Raw genomic sequence first — 17,085 nt, forward strand, 5'->3', positions numbered from 1 at the left:
CGAGGAGATCGCCATGACCGCAGCCCTGACCCGTGAAGCCGCCCTCGTCCACGACTTCTACCGGTTCGTCGACACCGGCGACGTGCCCGCGCTGGTCGCCATGTTCACCGAGGACACCACCTACCACCGCCCCGGCTACCCGCCGGTGGCCGGCCACGAGGGCGTCGCCCACTTCTACACCCACGTGCGGGTGATCAAGGAGGGCGAGCACCGCGTCGAGTCCGTCGTGCTGGAGCACGACCAGGTCGCCGTGCGCGGGTCGTTCGAGGGCGTGCTGCGCGACGGCACGCGGACCAGCCTGCGCTACGCCGACTTCTTCACCCTCGCCGCCGACGGCCGCTTCAGCAAGCGCGAGACGTTCTTCTTCGCCCCTCTCGTCTGATCCCGCCTCCCCTCCCCGATCGGAGCACCGTCATGACCTCTCTGCTGCACAAGCCCGCCGCCGCGTCCCCCGGCCACGGCGCCGCGTTCACCCCGCACCTGTACAGCCTCAAGTACTCCCCCGACCTCGGCTGGCACGACGGCGACCTGCTGCCGATGGAGAACCTGTCGCTGCACCCGGCGACCCTCGGCCTGCACTACGGCCAGGTGATCTTCGAGGGCATGAAGGCGTTCCGGCAGCAGGACGGCTCGGTGGCGGTGTTCCGGCCGTGGGAGAACGCGCGCCGCTTCAACCGGTCCGCCGCCCGGCTCGCGATGCCCGCGCTGCCCGAGCAGCTGTACGTCGACGGCGTGGACCGGCTCGTCGCCGCCGACCACGCCGAGCTGTCCGACCACCCCGACCACAGCCTCTACCTGCGCCCGCTGATGTTCGGCACCGACGCGAACCTCATGCTGCGGCCGTCGGAGGAGTACCTGTTCCTGGTGATGGCGTTCGTCGCGGGCGGGTTCTTCGGCGACGTGGTGCGCCCGGTGTCGGTGCTGGTGTCGCGCGACCAGGCGCGGGCCATGCCCGGCGGCACGGGCGACGTGAAGTGCGCGGCGAACTACGGGCCGTCGTTCGTGGCGCAGCGCAAGGCGCAGGAGGCGGGCTGCCAGCAGGTGGTGTGGCTGGACCAGGCGGAGCGCCGCTGGGTCGAGGAGATGGGTGGCATGAACCTGTTCTTCGTGCGCGGCTCGGGGCCCGGCGCGGAGGTCTTCACCACGCCGCTGACCGGCACCCTCCTGCCCGGCGTGACCCGTGATTCGTTGCTGCGCATGGCTTCCCGGCTGGGCTACCGGGTCGCCGAGCGGCCGGTGTCGGTGGACCAGTGGCGGGCCGAGTGCGAGGCGGGCGGGATCACCGAGGTGTTCGCCTGCGGCACGGCCGCGGTCGTCACCCCGGTGGGTCGGGTGCGGGACGTGGACGGCGACTTCACCGTGGGCGACGGCGAGATGGGTCCCGTGACCGGTGCCCTGCGCACCGCCCTGGTCGACCTCCAGCACGGCCGCGTGCCGGACGTGGACGGGTGGCTGCACCGCGTGTGCTGACCGACGGGCGCCGCGGGCCGGGTCCACCCACGACCCGGCCCGCCCTTCGCCGTTCGGGTGACTCTCGGCAATCGCGCGGTAACGCACCGCCGCACCAGGCGATATGACCGGTGGCACGCCACCGAGGACCGGCCCGGCCGGTCCCCCAGCAGGAGGTTCGCGGATGAACCGGAACAAGGTCTTCTCCAGCGCCGCCGCCGTCTGCCTGGCCGCGGCGGCGTCGTCCGGCGTCGCGCCGACGGCGCACGCGGTCGTCGAGCAGGTGTGCGCCGTCAACGAGGTGGTGGCGTTCAGCGCACCGGTGACCAACACGCCGAAGACGGTCACGGTCACCGTCCAGGGCCAACTCTTCAACTGCACCAGCGGTTCCGCCGCCACCGGGACCTACACCGAGACCGCCACCCTGCCGGACTACACCTGCACCTCGCTGTTCTACCAGGGCGCCGGCACGCGGGTCTTCACGTGGACCGATCCGGCCGTCGCGGCGAGCACGTACTCCTACAACAGGACGTCCAGCCGGGTCGGCGCGAACATCGTCATCGTGCTGCTGGGTTCGATCGGCTCCGGCACGTTCGCCGCCGAACCGGCGAAGATGCAGCTGACCGCCCTGAACCCGGACCCGATCAGCTGCGCCACCACCGGGATCTCCCGGCTGACGCTGCTCGGCGCCCTCACCGTGGGGGTCTGACCGCCCGCCGGGCCGCTCCCGTCCGCGCACCGACGCCAAGCGCTCCTCTCATTGACGCAACCACCTGGTTGCTATAGCGTCGCAACTGAATGGTTGCTACTCGCGAGAGGTCAGGTGGACACCCGTGATGAAGACTCCTCCGATCGTCTCCCCGCAGGAGTGGGCGCAAGCACGCGAACGGCTGCTGGTCAAGGAGAAGGAGCTGACCCGGGCGCGGGACGCCATGGCCGCGGCGCGGCGTCGGATGCCGTGGTCGGCGGTGGAGAAGGAGTACGCCTTCGACGGACCGCGTGGTCGGGCGAGCCTGCTCGACCTGTTCGAGGGCCGCCGCCAGCTGATCGTCTACCGCGCGTTCTTCGAGCCCGGTGTGTCCGGTTGGCCCGACCACGCCTGCCGGGGCTGTTCGCTGGTGACGGCCGACCAGGTCGGCCACCTCGCCCACCTCAACGCCCGCGACACCACCCTCGCCTTCGCCTCGCGCGCGCCGCAGCCGGACATCGTCCGGTTGAAGGACCGGATGGGGTGGACCATGCCGTGGTACACCGTGCTCGACGACTTCGACGCCGATTTCGGCGTGGACGAGTGGCACGGCACGAACGCGTTCATCCGCGACGGCGACCGCGTCTTCCGCACGTACTTCGTCAACGGCCGCGGCGACGAGGCGTTGGGCAGCACGTTCAGCTACCTCGACGTGACCGCGCTCGGCCGGCAGGAGGAGTGGGAGGACTCGCCCGAGGGCTACCCGCAGACCCCGCCGTACGAGTGGTGGAACTGGCACGACGAGTACCGCCCCGCCGAACCGGCCGCGCACGACAACTGCTGCCACTGAGGACAAGGCGCTCGACGGCGTCGAGCACCGCCCGCTCGGCGGCGGAATGAGAGATCATCGCCCCCGGTCGCGGAACGCCCTCGACGAAGGCGTGCCGGCGCTGTCCCGCCGCGGGACAGTCGTACCCGAGCCCATAACTCCGGTGATATCGCAGACCCTTCCGCAGGTGAGCGGCGGCGGTTATGGTCCGGCGCGCTGATTCCGCGCTCGACTTCGAAACGTCCGGGGGGGACAAGTGCGCCGCAGTTCACCCAATTCCGCCCTGCGCCGGAGAACCCGGGGTCACGGTCTGCTCGCGACCGTGATCGCCGGGTCGGTGGTGCTCGGTGGCGCCACCCCGATCACCGCCGCGGCCGAACCCGCTCCCGCGGCCGCCGAGGCACCACCGGCACCGGCCGAGCAGACCGCCGCCGCAGAGGCCCGCCGCACCGGCAAGCAGGTCCCCGTGGCGGACGAGCTCACCGAGACCACCGCCGTGCTGGCCAACCCGGACGGCACGTTCACCCTGCGATCGCACTCGCGGCCCGTGCGGGCGCGCAAGGACGGGCAGTGGCGCGACGTCGACACCTCCCTCACCCGGGCCGCCGACGGCACGCTGGAGACCGCCGCCACCAGCACGGGCCTGTCGTTCTCCGGTGGCGGCGACGAACCGCTGGTCACCATGCGCGAGGGCGACAAGCTGTTCACCCTGAGCTGGCCCAAACCGCTGCCCGAGCCCGTCGTGGACGGTTCGAGCGCGACCTACCCCGACGTCATGCCGGGCGTGGACCTGAAGCTCACCGCCAACGCCACCGGGTACTCCGAGGTGCTCGTGGTCCGCGACGCGAAGGCCGCGGCCAACCCGGAGCTGGCCGCGGTGAAGCTGCGGGCCAACACCACCAACCTCACCATGCGCACCGACGAGCACGACGTCCTCAGCGCCGTGGACGGCACCGGCCAGGTCGTCTTCCAGGGCTCGACGCCGGTCATGTGGGACTCCACGAAGGACGCCAAGCGCGGGCCGGATCCCACCCCGACCGACCCGGGCGGCGGCAAGGTGTCCACTTTGGACGTCACGACCGCGGTCGTCTCCCCGGACCACGCGGCGCCCACCGAGGTGGAGCTGACGGTCAAGCCGGACGCGGAGGCGTTGACCGGCGAGGACGTGGAGTACCCCGTCTACATCGACCCCGTGATGTCGCGGTACAAGGAGGCGTGGGCCGAGGTCACCGACAACGGCTGGTACTACTGGAACGCCGCCATGGACGCGCAGGTCGGCCTGTGCGGCAACTGGAACGGATGCGGCGGCAGCTGGGTCGCGCGGTCGTTCTTCAAGTTCAACACCACCGAGCTCCAGGCGCGCAACGGCGGCGTCAAGCCGGTCGTGTACAGCGCGACGTTCAATGCCACGCAGACGCACGGCACGTCCTGCACCGCGGAGCCGGTCGACGTCTACGTCACCGACCCCATCAGCTCCGCGACCCGCTGGCCGGGTCCGGGCGGCTGGCGCACGACCACGAAGTCGTCCAACGCGGGCGACCAGTGCGGCGGCGCGGCGAACGTCCCGTTCGACGTCATCGGCGGCATCAACGCCGTGGTCAACGGCAACTGGCCGGACCTGCACCTCGGGCTGATCTCGTCGGACGAGGGCGACCGGTTGAACTGGAAGAAGTTCGCCAACAACCCGCACCTGGACGTGGTCTTCTCGTTCCCGCCCAACGTGGCGAACGGCCTCTGGATCGCCGACGCGGTGACCTGCCGCAACCAGGTGGTCGTGCCGACCGCGCGCCCGACCCTGCACGCCACCGCCACCGACAACAACAACCCGCCGCTCAACGTCGGCCTGTACTTCCAGGCCTACAACATCGACGGCACCGTGCTGGAGGCGGACACCGCCGACAGCCCGGTGGTCGTCGCCTCCGGCACCCAGGGCAGGTGGACCACCAACAAGGCGCTGCCCGACGGTGTGCACAACTACCGGGTCGCGGTGAAGAACCAGTTCCCCGGCGACGCGGAGAAGAACCTGTGGGCGGGTCCGTGGTCGGACTGGCTGCGGTTCACCACGCGCAGCGCACCGATCACCCAGAAACCCGTCATCACCAGTGACGACTACCCCGCCGACTACTGGGGGCCCGCGCCGGACCAGGCGGGGAAGTTCACGTTCAACGCCAACGGCGCGTCCAACGTCGTCGGGTTCACCTACATGTTCGACGGCTCGGGCACCGAACGCGCGCCCAAGCCCGACGACTGCAACCACAACCAGACCTTCGGCAACTCCGGTGGCTGGATCCCGGCCGGACCCGGCCCGGCGACCATCACCGTGCCCGGCACGCTGAGCCCCGGCTACCACACGCTGCACGTGCGCAGCTTCGACGACGCGCACCGGCTATCGCCGGAGTCCGGCGCGTACACGTTCTACCTGCCGCCGACCCTGGTCCCGGCGCCGCCGCAGGCGACCTACGAGGCGGAACGGCTCCAGTTCTCCGCCCCGAGCAGCGTCCACCAGGCCAATTACGAGAACTACCTGTTCTCGGGCGGCGTCTACAAGCTCCTGACCACCACCACGGACAACACGCGGTTCCACACCTCCGTCACCGCTCCGGGAGACGGCGACTACGAGGTGGTGGTCGGCACCGCCGACGCGGGGTCCACGATGAGCCCCCTGGGCAAGCTCTCGTTCTCCCTCGACGGCAGGCCGCTGCTCCAGGTCTCCCAGGACGGCACGCCGACGGGTCCCGACCGGACGCCGAAGCGGGTGCGCCTGGCCGGCCTCCGGCTGACCGGCGGCACGCACGTGCTGGAGGTGCAGATGACCAGGAACCCCGCCTCCACCGATGCCATGATCCGGGCCCTGGTGGACTACATCCAGCTCGTGCCGACCACCCGGCTCGACGCCGAGTTCCTCCAGCCGCAGAGCAACTACTTCCACGTCGGCGTCCCCGACTGCTGCGGCACCACGCTGCACGGCGGTCACCTCGAAATGGGCGGCACCGGCACGACCCACTCGACCACCCTGCAAATCCTGGCACCGGTCGAGGCGGACTACGCGCTGGCCGCCGGGCTGATCAAGGCGCCGCACCACGGCAAGTACACGGTCCTGCTGGACGACGTGCCGATCGCGAACACCGACACCACGCCCATCGACGGCTACTCGGCCACCCGGACCGCGCACTTCCAGCCGTTGAGCGGCATCCACATGACGTCCGGTTGGCACCGGCTCACGTTCGCGGCGGTCGGCACGAACCCGGCCTCCACCGGCAACCGCTACGCGTTCGGCCTGGACCACCTCTCCATCCAGCCGATCAACAACGTGACGTTGGCGAGCTTCACCCACGCCATGAACAACAAGGCGATCGGCAGCGACGGCACGACGGCGGCGGCCGCGGACTTCGCCCGCGGCTCCATCTCGGCGCAGACGCTGGCCGCGGCGGGCCTGGCACCCGGCACGACCGCGGTGATCGGCGGCGCGGCGTTCGCCATGCCTGCGGCGACGTCGGGCAACGACAACGTCGTGGCCATGGGCCAGACCATCCCGTTCCCGGCCGCGCAGCAGGTCAAGGCGAGCGCCGTCGGCCTGCTGGCGTTCAGCACCTGCGGCACCGCGCCGTCCCGGTCGGGCACCATCACCTACACCGACGGCAGCACGTCCAACCCGGCGGTGCCCGAACTCGGCGACTGGGTGCACCTGCGGTGGGAGCCGACCGGCATCACCCTGCCGTACCGGCTCGTCGGCACGACGACCCAGGCGCAGTACCAGCCGGTGCTCACGCCGATCTTCCTGCCCACCGACCCGACCAAGACGATCAAGTCGATCACGCTGCCCAACTACGGCACGTCGTTCCTCTGCGACAAGCCCGCGTTGCACGTGATGTCCATGGCGCCGCGGCCGGTCGAGGCCGGCTGGGTGGGCGCCTGGGCCGCGCCGGCCAACGCGGCCGTCGTGCCGCCGGGTGGCCACGGGTTCGCCGACAAGACGTTGCGCACCGTGCTGCGGCCGACCGTCACGGGCGGTCAGGTGCGGGTGAAGGTGTCCAACTCGATGAGCAACAACCCGGTCACCATCGACGCCGCCACCGTGGCGGCCCAGATCGGCGCCGGTGCCGCCACCGCCGCGACCACGGCGCTCAAGTTCCGCGGCAACGCGTCGGTCACGCTGCCCGCCGGCGCCGAGGTGCACAGCGACCCGGTGTCGCTGCCCACCGGCGGCAACGGCAACCTCGTGGTGAGCATCCACCTGCCCGGTGCGGTGGCCACCGCACCGGTGCACGGCAACGCCACCGCGCCGGTCCACCTCGCCTCGGGCAACGCGGTGAACGACACCACCGGTGCGCCGTTCACCACCGCGTTGAACGGCAGCTACTACGTGGCCGGGCTGGACGTGTCGACCGCGGACCTCGGCCACGGGACCGTGGCCGTGCTCGGCGACCAGTTGTCGGCGACCGCCCCGGCGGGCAGCGGGCAGCGCAACACCTGGGTCGACGAGTTGCCGGCCAAGCTCGCCGGGGTCGGTGCGACCCTGCCGGGCGGCCTGGTCAACGCCGGCCGCTCGGGCGTGCCGGACACCGGTCGGTGGCGGATGACCGAGGGCACCGGCACCACCGCCCGTGATCACGCGGGCGGCGCCAACGCCACCGCCGCGGGCGGCACGGCCTGGGTCGCCGACCCGCAGAAGGGGACGGTGCCGCAGTTCAACGGCACCAGCGGCCACTTCAAGACCGCGGGCCGGGTGCTGCACACCGATCGCAGCTTCAGCGTCTCGGCCTGGGCCAAGCTCCGCTCCCTGGACGTCTACCAGACCGTGGTCAGCCAGGACGGCGGCGCGTACAACACCTTCTTCCTCCAGTACTCGGCGGCGCAGCGGCGGTGGATGTTCGGCGTCTACAGCGCCGACGCGGCGCAGCACACCACCTGGCTGGCGCACTCGGACAACGAGCCCGTGCTGAACACCTGGTACCACCTGACGGCCACCTACGACCAGCAGAGCCGGATGATGCGGCTCTACGTCGACGGCACGCTCCAGGACTCGATCAGCGGCGTCACCACGTTCGCGACGAACGGTCCGCTGACCATCGGCCGGGCCCGCGACGCGAGCCAGGAGGACAACTTCTTCAACGGGTCGATCATGGACGTGCGGGTGCACCAGCGGGTGCTGAGCCCGAACGACGTCACGTTCGCCCACGCCCAGCGGGACTTCGGCACCTACCCGGAGTCCGGTGCGATCGGCGCGGGCAGCGTCCGGACCGACCTGTACCGCACCGCGCTCGACGCGCCGAACGTGCGGACGGTGCTGGTCGCGAGCGGTGCCAACAGCCTGCTGCGCGGTGTGTCGGCGACCGAGGTCCGAGGCGGCCTGACGGCGTTGATCAGCGCCGCCCACCCGGAGGGGTTGAAGCGCACCAAGCGTCCCGACGGCACGCCGGTACACGTCATCCTCACGACCATCCCACCCCTGGGACTGGCCGCGAGCGACCCGCGGGAGGTGCAGCGCCGCCAGCTCAACCAGGAGATGCTGACCCACTTCGCCGACTTCGGCGCGGACTACGTCGTCGACTTCGACGACGCGGTGCGGGACTCGGCGGATCCGGGGCGGGTCGCGGCGCAGTACCTGACCGACGGCCTGGCCAACGGGGCGTACCACAGCCGGCTCGCCCAGTACCTCGCGGACGCGGTCAACGACTTCCCGCCGCGTGCCGAGCTGTGACGACAGGTGAGTGAGGGGGTGGGCGCCATCGTGCGCCCACCCCCTCTTCGCCATCAGCCGCCCGTGGGCGGCTTGTCCGCCTGCGGCGTGTCGGACCGATCTCCGCCGGCCTGCGGCGCGTCCTCGGTCGGCACGCCTTCAGTTGGCGCGTCCTCGGCCGGCGCGTCATCAGTCGGCGTCGCGTCGGTCGGCCTGGCGTCGGTCGGCGCGTCCTCGGCCTGCGTCGCGTCGGTCGGCGCGTCCGCCGGGCGCTCGACGTTCAGCGACCACGGACCCGCCAGCGCGGCGAACGCGGCCACCGCCGTCACCACCGGCGCCGCCACGGCGGCCACCACCCCCGCCGTCACCGGGATGTCCAGCACCGGCTCGCCCTTACCGTTGCGCACCACCACCCGGCGCGTGTTCCCCTCGTGCACGAGCTGCCTGATCTTGTCGGTCAGCGCCTCGATCCCCGGCGCCCCACGACCGTCCTGCTCCGTCATGTCGACTACCCCCTTCACCGACCATCCTCCCGCCTGCCCGCCGGTCCGATCCAGTCACGCTGCCGGACCAGGCCGGACCGGAGGGTGACGGGCCGCCCGTGGAGCTATCCGGCCATCGTGTGGAGCCATGTTTTCGGTACTGTGGCTCCATGGGTGTCCCTGGTGCGCGCCGGCAGCCGCGCGGTGAAGTCGAGCGGCTGCCGAGCGGGTCGTTGCGCGTGCGGGTGTACGCCGGTGTCGATCCGGGCACCGGGAAGCGGCGCTACCTGACCGAGACGGTGCCGGCCGGGCACGGGGCGGAGCGGAAGGCGGAGGAGGTCCGGGCCCGCCTGCTCGGCGAGGTGGACGCGATCCGCCACCCGAGGGCCGACGACCGCCCGGTCGTCCCACCGGCGGCGAACGGGCTGGACGGTGTGCGTCAGCGCGGGCCGCGCCGGGGTGAGCTGACCGTGGCGGCGGTGGCGCGGTTGGCGGGCGTGTCCGCGCCGACGGTGTCGAAGGTGCTCAACGGGCGGCCGGACGTGGCGTCGGCGACGCGGCGCCGGGTGGAGGAGGCGTTGCGCGAGCACGGGTACCGACGGCCCGAGGCGGTGGTGCGGGCGCCGAACGTCGAGGTGGTCTTCTACGGGATGCAGAGCTACCTGGCGGTCGAGATCATGCGCGGCGTGGAGCGGGTCGCCGGTGAGCACCGACTGGCCGTCGGGTTCACCGACACCGCGCACCAGGCGTCGGCCGGTCGGTCCTGGGCGCGCGACCTGCTGTCCCGCCAGCCGTACGGGGTGATCGCCGTGCACCTCGGCGTCAGCTCCGAGCAGCACGGGCTGCTCGCCACCGGCGGGATCCCGCTGGTCGCCCTGGACCCGACCGGCGAGCCGGAGCACCCGGTGCCGTCGGTCGGCGCGACCAACTGGAGCGGCGGGATCGCCGCCGCACGGCACCTGCTCGACCTCGGCCACCGGCGCATCGCGGTCATCGCGGGACCGGCCGAACGGCTGTGCGCGCGGGCCAGGCTCGGCGGCGTCCGGGCGGCGATGGCCGACCAGGGCGCACCCCTGGACGAGCGGCTGGTGCGCATCGGGCAGTGGTTCGCCTTCGAGGACGGCCTCAACCACGCCCGCGAACTCCTGCGCCAACCCGATCCGCCGACGGCCGTGGTGTGCGGCAACGACCTGCAGGCGCTGGGCGTCTACGAGGCCGCCCGGCAGGCGGGCCTGCGCATCCCCGACGACCTCAGCGTGGTGGGATTCGACGACATCCCGGCCGCGCGCTGGTGCGGACCGCCGTTGACCACCGTGCGCCAACCCATGGTCGAGATGGGCGCCGCCGCGGCCGAACTCGTCCTCGCCCTGGCCGCCGGGCGGCAGCCCTCCCGCACGCGGGTGGAACTGGCCACCACGCTCATCGTCCGCGACAGCACCGCTCCCCCACGCCCGGCGCGCTGAGGCCACATGCCGGCCGGGTCAGGCCGCCGCGGTGTCCCGGCGTTGTCCTCGGTCGTCCAGCCGCCACGCGGTCCGGAACCGGTCGAGGCCGGCCAACGACATCCGCGGGTTGGCCGCGAGCGTCTGCCGGGCCGACGCCGGCACCGCCAGCCGCCCGCCGGGCGGCACCTCCGCCCGGCCCAGCCGGTCCGCGATCACCGACGGGTCGAAGAACTCGATCACCGTGGCGGCGAACAACATCACCGCCGCCAGCTCGCGCGCCAGGCACACGGCACCCGCCGCCTCCGCCTGCTGCTCGCCCACCCACCGCGCCAGCTCCTGGTGGCGGGTGTGGAAGTCGGCCGCGGTGGCGTCGGTGAAGGAGTAGTCGGCGACCCGGATGAGCAGGTCGATGCGCCGCGGGTCGTCGGGGTCGCGCATGAGCTCGTGCCGGACCGCCCGCAGCCGCGCCTCCGCCTCCCGGCGGCACATCCGCGACGCGACCGCGGCGAGCTCGACCCGGTTGTCCGAGTCGCACTGGTCGACGATCTCCCTGGTGCTGCGGATGAGATCCCGGGCCAGGCCGCCGGACGTCACGTACGCCAGCGCCACGAACGGCTGGGTCCAGCCGAGCAGCAGGCCGTAGAGGACCTTCCGCGCCGACGGGAAGTCCAGGTACGACATCGACAGCACGTCGTCGAACGAGCTGTCGAACACATCGCGGAAGGGAACACCCCGGCGCTCGAACCCGGCCGCCGCGTCCTCCGACACCGACACCAGGAAGTAGCAGCCCGGCGTCCGGAAGATCACCTTGATCTCGTTGAGGAAGTTCTCCACCTCCTCCGCCGACCGCAGCTTGTCCAACTCGTCGACACCGACGACCACCTCGTACCTCACCCGCACGAGTTTCAGGAATTCCTTGAGGTTCTCGACCAGCTCCGGGTACCCCATTGGACGGTCCTGCCGGGTTGTCCCCCTCTTGCCGCCGGCGTCGACACCGATCGGCAACGCCGACCCGCTGAGCTTCACGGTCACCGAGCGCTCGACGCTGTGGCTCTCCTGCACCCGGATCCGGTCGAGTTGCTCCTGGGCCTTGACACTCAGCTCATCGATGTACGCGTCCGGGGACTCGATCACGTGGCGGCTGCGGCTCGACAGCAGGTTGAGCGAAACCCCGAGCACAAGAAGGGCGACACCGCCGAGGAACAACGTCCCGCCTGGTCGCCAGGCGCCGTACGCCAGGAGAGGACCAGCCCAACCCCGGCCAGGGCAGAGGAGCCGACCACCTGGTACCTCATCGGTGAAGAGGTTGCGGTGGGTCTTCCGGCGATCCGCGCGACGCCGATCGAGCACGTCAGCGCCGCCACGAGCAGGACTAGCGCGCCCACGTCCGCCACCACGTCGCCTCCGGTGGAGAGCCGGTCGCGGACCGCGACGAACATCGCGCCGAGAGCCGAGACCACGGCGGCCGCCCCTGCGGCGGAGAGCAGGAGGGCGGTCACCGGCCCGATTCGGGGAGGGGGACTTGCGTCCAGCTCCGCCTCCCGGTGCAACGCATGTCTGTCGATCACCATCTGGCACAACTTGGCGTGCAGGTGCAGGACGAACCCCCGCGCGTCGTACTTGACCGGAGCAGGCACGTTCACGCCGAGCCGCAGCCTGCGGGAGGCTGCCCCGGGCATTCCCTGCGTGGTCGTGAAGTACTCGATCAAGGCGCTCTTGCCGACGCCACGAGGCCCTGCGATCCCGAAGCTGGCCTCTTCCCGGGACCGCATCATCCGGTCGAGCGCCATGAAGGCCGGTGTCAACACGATCCGTTCCTCGGTGAGGCTCCGGCGCAGGTTGTCGGGCTCCTTCACGATCATCGTGGACGCGGTTGCACCTTGCAGGGCGGCGTTCAACTCGGTGAGCACCGTCGCCAGCACGATAGCCTCGACCGCCTCCGTGACCTCGCGCTTCTGCGCCTCGAACTCAGCCTCGAGGGAGCGGAACACCGGGCGCCGACGTGCGAGCTCCCGCGCGTCCCACAGCAGCAGGACCTGACGGGTGGCGAGCTCTCCGATCACCCTGCCGCGCCGGGAGTAGAGGACGTCTGCGGACAACGTTGCCTTGGCCGGAGAATCGGGCGGGTTCGGCGGTGGTCGGTAGTCCGGCTGCCTCAGCCACGTTTCGACCGCCGCCAGGTAGGCGACCAGCGTGGCGAGAGCGGCCTTGTCGTTGCGGGCGTCCACCTCAAGCGCCAGCAAGATCCGGCTCACCGTCGCGGCGTGCTCAAGCTGAGCCAATTTGCGGTCGTCCGCCGCTACCAGGGCCACCAGGTGGCTGTGGAGCTGGTCGACCATCCGGGTCGCCTTCGACACCTGGCTCTCCACACTCGCCCTGATCACCTCTCGCTGCCGCTGGACCGCCTTGGTCAAGTCCGACTGGTTCTGCAGCAACTCGAACTGGGCGGCGATCTCCGGACGGGCTATCACCTGGTTCAACGACTCGGTGAACAGGCTCTCGTAGGACAACTCGTACGGGCCGTCGGTCGGCCGCGGCAGTGGTCGGGCCGAGGATTCGCTCTGGGTGGCCATGACGCACGTCCTTCCCGCACAACGGGTCCGCGGTCAGCGGTTGGCTTTCCCGTAGGTGAAGGTCGCGCACGGGTTGCCGTACACGACGTACGCGGCCCAAGTGGCGTTGCCGGCGGCACGTGCGGCGGCGCGGGCCTTGGAGGTGGCGTCGGCCAGCGTGTTACCCGCCAGGAGCTCCCGGTACAGCGCGGTCGCGAAGTCCTTCGCCGGCTGGTCGCCCACCTGCCACAGGCTGCCGACGAACGCCGCCGCGCCGCGCTCGATGAACGCGGACGCGAAGCCGCCCAGGCTGGTCAGCTGACGGCCCTGGCGACCGATCTGGCACGCGTTGAGCACGACCAGCGGCTGGTTCTTCGCGCCGTTGCCGAGCCGCGCCCGCTGCCGGACGGTGGTCGCGGTCAGGTACTCGTCGATGTACTCACCACCCTCGACCCGGCCGGTCAGCAGGATCCTCGCGTCGTCGATCCGGTCGTGGTCCGCCATGCCGTGGCCGGCGAAGTGCAGCACGTCGAACGCCCCCGCCTGGCCGAGGAGGTCGACCACCGTCCGGTGCCTCGCCTCGACCGGCTCGGCGCCGAGCGCCTCGCCGAGGAACGCCGCCTCGTCCGCCGTCGCGGGCAGGGCGAGGCGCGACTCCGGCGGGTAGTCGGGGATGAGGTACCTCGCCTTGTTCCGCCGGCAGTGCAGCTGCTCGGGAGGCCAACCGCCGTAGAGCCAGCGCACCAAGCCGTGTTCACCGAGGAACCACGATCCGTTGTCGGGCAGCGTCGGTCCGTCCTTGAGGTGCACCAGCTCCCACGGGATGTACGGCTCGGTCGTCAACACCGTGAGGTTGCGGAGCTTCTCCCGGTGCTCCCACAACACCTCCCGCATCGCCGCCGGGAACAGCTGGTCGAACAGGTCGCCACCCACGTCGCACAGGTCGCTGCGGAACGCCTCCACGTCATCGCGGTTCGACAACCAACGCTGCTCGATCCGCTCGTGGAGTCTCCGGACGTAGGTCTCGGCACCGCCGGACAGCGGCAGCGACCTGTACACGTGGCCCTGGCCCGGGACGCCCTTGGCGTCCAGCTCGTACTCGTAGTGGGTGTACGGCCCGTGCTGCACCTCCCTGATCCGCAGGACCTGCCGCACGCACGTGCTCGGGACGTCGGTGGCGACCACCGCCTCGGCCGACGTGCGGCGCGGCGTGGCCGGTGCGCCGTCGGTGAAGGTCGGGTTGAGTCGCAACGTCACCAGCGTCACCGGTCCCTGCCTGGCCTCCACCCAGATCTCGCCCTGGCCCGCGTGCGTCGGCCGGACGGTGAACTCCACCTCCAGCTCACGGCCGCGCTCGGGGAGCACCACCTTCCGCCGCTGCGGGTCCAGCACCTCGGCGTGCGCCTTGCCGATCGCGGTGAGGACGATCGGCCGGTCCGGCTCCACGGTGCTGCTGTCGGTGTCGCTCACCCGGCGCCGGGGCGTGAGCGCGGTGCGGGAGACGGTGCAGCGGACGACGGCCTGCGACCCCACCTCGACCTCGTCCGGCATGTCGGCGCCGAAGTGCGCGGTCGCCTTGTCCGGCCGACGTTTGCGCGGCTTGGTCCTCGGCTCGGGCGGCACGCCGGCGAGGAGCTCTTCCAGCGACTTCGGCGCCGCGGGCTTCGGCACGATGGCGACCGGTCCCGCGGCCCGCAGCACCACCGGACCGGGTGCCGCGCCCGCGATGGCCCGGTAGGGCGCGCCGGCGGGCAGGCTGCGGGTGCGGTTGGCGGCACGCGTGGGCAGCCCGGCACCCACCGACCGCTGCCCGCCGGACAGCCGGGCCATGAACTCCTCCCCGGCGAACGCGTACATGTCCCCGCCCCTGTCGACGAGGACGTAGTCCGGCGCCACCGCGGCGATCCACTCGTGCGCGGTGACCGCTCGTTCGGCGGCGCCCACCACCGCGATGTGCTCGTTGGCCGCGATCGGCAGCGTCGGGCCGACCACCGCGCCCCGCGCCGAGACGACCGGCTCGGCCATGCCGAACCAGGTGGTCAGGGCCGCGCACACCTCGGGCCGGGTGAAGTAGACCGTGTGGTAGACGATGCCGTTGCGGCCGAAGTGGTGCCCGTCCTTGACGAAACCGCCGACCTCCGCGTCGATGGCCGACATCGACGCGGTGTCCACCACGAGGTCGTTGGCCTTGCCCATCAGCCGGTCCGCCACGCCGTCCGCGAGCACGGCGAGCAACCGCCCGGGCAGCTCCTTGGCACCGCCGCCGAGCTTGGGCTCGAAGTCGGTCGTGACCACGTACCAGGGCGTGTCCGACGGCGCGGGCTGACCGGGCTGCGTGCCGTTGAGCTTGCGGACGAACGACCCGGTCGGCCGCATCGCGGCCAGGCCCGGCACACCGCCGTCCTCGTCGTCGGCCGCGTAGGACGCCAGGTACTTGACGAACGCGCCGAGCCCGCGCACGAGTCCGCCCAGCACCGCGGCGACCACCTGCGTCGAGGGCACCAACGCCGCCGCCGCGCCCGCCGCCAGCGCCAGGTTCGTGTAGAGGTCGACCAGGGCGTGCCAGTTCGCGGGTTCGGCCATCGCGGTGCCGCCGTTGGCGCCGCCGACGAACGCGATCCGGTGCACCGCGCAGGCGTGGCCGGGGTGCATCCGGGCCTGCGGCAGCACGTCCTCCACGAGGCTGCGCGCGACCAGCGCGCCCCGGCTGTGGCACACGACGTCCACCTCGACCGGCTGGTCGCGGTCGGCCGAGCGCAGGTCGCGCAGCAGGTCGCTCGCGTTCGCGCCGGGGTCGACGCTCAACGTCGGGTGGTCGTAGCCGAGCACGGCGTCGTAGCGGGCCAAGGCCTTGGTCAGGAACTCACGCCCCCACGGGAACGCGCCCAGCGAGCCGAAGCAGCCGACGGTGCTGGAGAACGTGCCGTGCACCAGCAGCAGGATCCGCGCGGTGCGGTCCGGCGGCAGCCCGGCGCGCCCGATGCCGTCCACGTGCCGCCACGTCCGCGGGTCCGGCGAGGTGATCAGCACCAGGCCGGGGGTGATGTCGCGTTCGAGGTGGTCGACTACCCGGCCCGCGACCTTGCGCGCGACGAACCGGAACACGTAGGCCTTGACCGGGCCGACGACCCAGTCGCCGATCACGCCGCGTCGCCGGGCCGGCGGGGCCGCGGCGCGGAAGTCCAGCTCGAAGGTGACGACCCGCTCCCCCGCCACCGACCTGGTGCGCTCGGTCGGCACGCGTTCGGGCAGCTGCCACGTGTAGACGCCGTCCTGTTCGACGAGCGTGACCGCGTCCTCGTCCGACGCCACGGCGACCGAGATCGTCGCCCGACCGGACGGCGACCGCTTGCCGGCGGGTGTCACCGACACCGGCGGGTGGACCAGCGCGAGGCCCTGCCCGGCCAGCGCCTCGACCAGGTGGTCGGGCAGGGCGGCGGCCTGGCGGGCCCGGCCTCGACGCGCCGGGCGGGCCGCCGTCGAGACCGCGACCGCGGCCGGGTGCCTGATCCTGAGCCTGTTGTCGTCCGAGGACCACTCGGCCATCACGACCACCTCCCCGTCGGGCGATCCGACCTGTGTCCGCGATATCGCGCCGGCCCCACGCGCCGTGACGACGGACGCACCGGTTTCGCCCGTTCGGGCTAATGGGCATGCCATCGAACGCGGTCCGATCGCGCACTGCAACCGGTGGCACCCCGCACCCGTCGGACCCACCGGTGCGTGTGCACCGAAACGGTGAATTCCCATTGATGCGATGTCGAGTCGAATTCGACCCGATAACCGCGCACCCTTTGCGGGCCACCGCACCGATCCGCGCGGATGACGCTTTCCAGGGGTACGAATACTACCCATTCGGCTAGGGGAATGTACTGTTGTGGTGTGGCCCGCACGGGGGATGAACGGTCGCAGCGATGGGGAATAGCTGCGCGCGCGGACCACGAGCACGTCAGCAAAGCA

10 protein-coding genes are annotated in these 17,085 nt (G+C 71.7%); 6 read left to right on the forward strand and 4 right to left on the reverse strand.

The window, feature by feature from the left end; genetic code table 11:
• Nucleotides 1-13: 13 nt before the first annotated feature.
• The 5 genes from ACYVLT_RS04070 to ACYVLT_RS04090 all read left to right on the forward strand — a co-directional run bounded on the left by ACYVLT_RS04070 (nucleotide 14) and on the right by ACYVLT_RS04090 (nucleotide 8,667).
• The gene (locus ACYVLT_RS04070; RefSeq protein ID WP_461118727.1) at nucleotides 14-382 is read left to right on the forward strand and encodes a nuclear transport factor 2 family protein; all 369 of its coding nucleotides are present in this window, start codon (nucleotides 14-16) and stop codon (nucleotides 380-382) included.
• 32 nt (nucleotides 383-414) lie between these two features.
• Nucleotides 415-1,470 carry a branched-chain amino acid aminotransferase gene (locus ACYVLT_RS04075; protein ID WP_461118728.1) on the forward strand — a complete coding sequence of 352 codons (1,056 nt, stop codon included), beginning with the start codon at nucleotides 415-417 and terminating at the stop codon, nucleotides 1,468-1,470.
• A 163-nt stretch (nucleotides 1,471-1,633) separates the two neighbouring features.
• Nucleotides 1,634-2,158, forward strand: coding sequence for a hypothetical protein (locus ACYVLT_RS04080; RefSeq protein ID WP_461118729.1), 525 nt, complete (start codon nucleotides 1,634-1,636; stop codon nucleotides 2,156-2,158).
• Nucleotides 2,159-2,285: 127 nt separating this feature from the next.
• Complete coding sequence (locus ACYVLT_RS04085; RefSeq protein WP_461118730.1) at nucleotides 2,286-2,987, forward strand: DUF899 domain-containing protein; 702 nt, start codon at nucleotides 2,286-2,288, stop codon at nucleotides 2,985-2,987.
• A gap of 301 nt (nucleotides 2,988-3,288) precedes the next feature.
• On the forward strand, nucleotides 3,289-8,667 hold the full coding sequence (locus ACYVLT_RS04090; protein WP_461118731.1) for a LamG-like jellyroll fold domain-containing protein: 5,379 nt from the start codon (nucleotides 3,289-3,291) through the stop codon (nucleotides 8,665-8,667).
• A 53-nt stretch (nucleotides 8,668-8,720) separates the two neighbouring features.
• Here ACYVLT_RS04090 and ACYVLT_RS04095 read toward each other — a convergent pair whose 3' ends face one another.
• Nucleotides 8,721-9,149, reverse strand: coding sequence for a DUF4342 domain-containing protein (locus ACYVLT_RS04095; protein WP_461118732.1), 429 nt, complete (start codon nucleotides 9,147-9,149; stop codon nucleotides 8,721-8,723).
• Nucleotides 9,150-9,298: 149 nt separating this feature from the next.
• On the opposite strand from ACYVLT_RS04095, the gene ACYVLT_RS04100 reads away from it, so the two are divergent.
• A complete protein-coding gene (locus ACYVLT_RS04100; RefSeq protein ID WP_461118733.1) occupies nucleotides 9,299-10,591 on the forward strand; it encodes a LacI family DNA-binding transcriptional regulator in 1,293 nt (430 codons plus the stop codon).
• Nucleotides 10,592-10,609: 18 nt separating this feature from the next.
• Here the strand turns inward: ACYVLT_RS04100 and ACYVLT_RS04105 are convergent, their stop codons facing one another.
• The 3 genes from ACYVLT_RS04105 to ACYVLT_RS04115 are packed head-to-tail and all read right to left on the reverse strand — an operon-like array spanning nucleotide 10,610 to nucleotide 16,671.
• The gene (locus tag ACYVLT_RS04105; RefSeq protein WP_461118734.1) at nucleotides 10,610-11,707 is read right to left on the reverse strand and encodes a hypothetical protein; all 1,098 of its coding nucleotides are present in this window, start codon (nucleotides 11,705-11,707) and stop codon (nucleotides 10,610-10,612) included.
• Nucleotides 11,704-13,146 (reverse strand): hypothetical protein, encoded by a 1,443-nt coding sequence (locus ACYVLT_RS04110; RefSeq protein ID WP_461118735.1) that lies wholly within the window; start codon nucleotides 13,144-13,146, stop codon nucleotides 11,704-11,706. The genes ACYVLT_RS04105 and ACYVLT_RS04110 overlap by 4 nt, the downstream gene beginning before the upstream one ends.
• Nucleotides 13,147-13,179: 33 nt before the next feature.
• Nucleotides 13,180-16,671, reverse strand: a complete 3,492-nt coding sequence (locus ACYVLT_RS04115; RefSeq protein ID WP_461118736.1) for a DUF7379 domain-containing protein — start codon at nucleotides 16,669-16,671, stop codon at nucleotides 13,180-13,182.
• Between the last annotated feature and the right edge of the window lie 414 nt (nucleotides 16,672-17,085).

The organism is Saccharothrix stipae, assembly GCF_054781895.1.

Excerpts from the sequence above, each read along its gene's own strand:
- ACYVLT_RS04080 (WP_461118729.1), top strand. The coding sequence starts at position 1,634 with ATGAACCGGAACAAGGTCTTCTCCAGCGCCGCCGCCGTCTGCCTGGCC.
- ACYVLT_RS04110 (WP_461118735.1), bottom strand. The coding sequence starts at position 13,146 with ATGGCCACCCAGAGCGAATCCTCGGCCCGACCACTGCCGCGGCCGACC.
- ACYVLT_RS04070 (WP_461118727.1), top strand. The coding sequence starts at position 14 with ATGACCGCAGCCCTGACCCGTGAAGCCGCCCTCGTCCACGACTTCTAC.
- ACYVLT_RS04085 (WP_461118730.1), top strand. The coding sequence starts at position 2,286 with ATGAAGACTCCTCCGATCGTCTCCCCGCAGGAGTGGGCGCAAGCACGC.
- ACYVLT_RS04075 (WP_461118728.1), top strand. The coding sequence starts at position 415 with ATGACCTCTCTGCTGCACAAGCCCGCCGCCGCGTCCCCCGGCCACGGC.
- ACYVLT_RS04115 (WP_461118736.1), bottom strand. The coding sequence starts at position 16,671 with ATGGCCGAGTGGTCCTCGGACGACAACAGGCTCAGGATCAGGCACCCG.
- ACYVLT_RS04100 (WP_461118733.1), top strand. The coding sequence starts at position 9,299 with ATGGGTGTCCCTGGTGCGCGCCGGCAGCCGCGCGGTGAAGTCGAGCGG.
- ACYVLT_RS04095 (WP_461118732.1), bottom strand. The coding sequence starts at position 9,149 with ATGACGGAGCAGGACGGTCGTGGGGCGCCGGGGATCGAGGCGCTGACC.